At 54.7% G+C, this 2,272-nt stretch carries 2 protein-coding genes and 1 pseudogene; all 3 read right to left on the bottom strand.

Annotated features, from left to right (window positions below; all coding sequences use genetic code 11):
* Window positions 1-101: 101 nt before the first annotated feature.
* Window positions 102-464, bottom strand: a complete 363-nt coding sequence (locus tag CF137_RS21675) for a DUF2750 domain-containing protein (protein WP_042023959.1) — start codon at window positions 462-464, stop codon at window positions 102-104.
* 180 nt (window positions 465-644) lie between these two features.
* On the bottom strand, window positions 645-1,949 hold the full coding sequence (locus CF137_RS21670) for an inosine/guanosine kinase (RefSeq protein ID WP_139721613.1): 1,305 nt from the start codon (window positions 1,947-1,949) through the stop codon (window positions 645-647).
* A gap of 143 nt (window positions 1,950-2,092) precedes the next feature.
* Window positions 2,093-2,272 (bottom strand): annotated as a pseudogene (locus tag CF137_RS21665) (IS1595 family transposase); the annotation flags it as partial.

Raw genomic sequence — 2,272 nt, 5'->3', positions numbered from 1 at the left:
ACGTAATTGGGACATAGCCATAAAAAAGACCGGTATCCTCGCAGATACCGGTCTTTAACCAAGGATGGGCCGATCTTGTCAGGCCATCAATGGAGGTGCTTTCAGGCGTTCAGTTCAACCAGTGCCTTGGCCAGCTCGATCGGTTCGAGCTCCTGACCTTCCAGATCGGCGTTCCAGTTCGGGCCGACCAGCACATCATCTTCATCCAGATCGTTGATCCAGATATCGAGGAACTCTTCCAGCTCGATCACTTCCGGCTCATAGTCAGCCCACTCGTCCACGCAGTGCAGACGGGCATCTTCTTCGGCAGACCAGAGCGGCATCACATCGGCATCTTCAAATTCGGCGGAACGGCAGACGACCCAGTCTTCCCCATAGCGCAAACCCCACACCTGACCCGACTCGCGGACTTGTTCGATAAACAGTTGGAAATTGGCGTCAAGGTTGTCGTTAAGCATGCTCATGGGGCTCTCTCTTTCTTTCGGGTTCTGCGGCATTGTCGGGCGACAATACGATGGCCAAATGGTGTCGTAAAAGTGACATGGACTCAAGCATATTGGGGTTATTGATGGAAAAAAGCCGGGATAACCGCCATTTGCCTGCAAAAGCGCCTCCCAGGGGAGGCGCGTGATAACAACCTGGGATCAACGCTCCCAGTAAACCTCTTCCAGGCTGTCCTCTTTCTCCGGCAAGCCGCGAGAAAGACGAGGGCTGCTCTGGGCCAGCACTTCATAGCTGACTCGGTTGGCGTACTTGCACACCTGAGCCAAAGAGGAATAGGTGAGGAACTCGGAGATATGCTTGGCCGAGTTGGGCACATTCATCCGGTGATAGGAGTTGGCCACCATGTCGTGCAGCACGGCAGAGAGGGCGCCATCCCCTGCCCCGTTGGTGTTCTTGATCTTCTCCGGGCCACCCATGTACGGGGAGATGTGGGAGTAGATACGAGCCGGTTTACGGCACTTGGCGCGGGCCATCGGGCGGCTGAACTCATACATGTTGAACTCGGGGATAACGCCAGGCAACAGGGTATGTGTGGTTTCGCGCTTGTAATCTTCGTCGGTGTAGCTCGCCATATAGAGGCCAATAGGGCCGGCGGTGCAGAGCACCATGTCGGCCCAGTCGAGCGCCTTGTCGGCAGCACCGAGTGGATCTTTGATCCCGGTAAGGGCCTCACCTTCGTCTTCATTCATCGCCAACACAGTTACGTTCTCGGCAATGAAGTCACGCCACCACTGGGGGTTTTCGTCGATGACAAAGCGGGTACCCAGGGTCAAGATGACCGGCACCTCGGCCTCGCGAGCATGGCGAACGGCGGCCATCGCCGCCTCTTTCATCGGGTCACCATCATCACCACGTACCAGATAGGCAGTAATCACCAGGGCCGAAGCACCTTTGATCACCTCTGCCGGGATATGATTGACATCCAGCTGATTCATCTTGCCCGCGTTGATACCAAAGCTGCGCTCACCGCACTCGGTAATGAAGGTAAAGCAACGACCGATGGGGCCATCGACCGGCTGCAAATAGTCGAGATTGACGCGGGAAGAGGTGTTGCACAGATAGCGGTAGGCGTAGCAGCCGATGCGAATATCCTGACTCATCACACCCAGCAGGATGGAGTGAGAATCAGCCAGCACAGAGTAGTTGTGGACCGTGTTGCCGATGGTGCCACCGGCAAACTCGCTCACCACCATATTGTTGGCTTTGAGCTCATCATAAATCCGTTCAGCCACGTCATCCTTGATCACCACAGAATGGCCTTTGCTCAAACCATAACGGGTCAGAAAGTCTTCATCCACATGGGCTTCAATATCTACCAGGGTCTGATCGATCCCGACCACATAGGCTTTGCCCAATTCGGTCAACAGCGGATTGTGTGATACCAGCGGATCACGTCTGTCGACAGGGAAATAGTGTTTGGACTTGCGCTGACCGGGAAATTTCATGGCAATGTTCTGTGCTCTGGGGGGAAGAGGGGCGGGATTTTAACACAATCCGTCGCCCCGAAAAGTCGCCCTGATTAAATTATGGGGTCAGTATAGCCAAGGGCTACCAGAGAAAACGTTTGTCTTTTCACCATGAAAAAAGGCTATGTCCCAATTACGTGTTGCATGGGGTGCCCCAGCGCCTCATGCAGACACGCTTTGATATTCACTCCCTTCCCGTAACGCTCCAGCATCCTGCGCCAACCCAGATAATTCCTCAGATAATGAGTTGCCACGCCATGAAAGCGCTCCATCCACTCTTTCAGCCGACGGTGATAGCCGTT

This window comes from Aeromonas sobria (genome assembly GCF_006243315.1).
Classification (GTDB): domain Bacteria; phylum Pseudomonadota; class Gammaproteobacteria; order Enterobacterales; family Aeromonadaceae; genus Aeromonas; species Aeromonas sobria_A.
This window is presented reverse-complemented; position numbering and strand designations above follow the sequence as displayed.

Coding starts and splice junctions, on each gene's coding strand:
- CF137_RS21675 (WP_042023959.1), bottom strand. CDS start 464: ATGAGCATGCTTAACGACAACCTTGACGCCAATTTCCAACTGTTTATC.
- CF137_RS21670 (WP_139721613.1), bottom strand. CDS start 1,949: ATGAAATTTCCCGGTCAGCGCAAGTCCAAACACTATTTCCCTGTCGAC.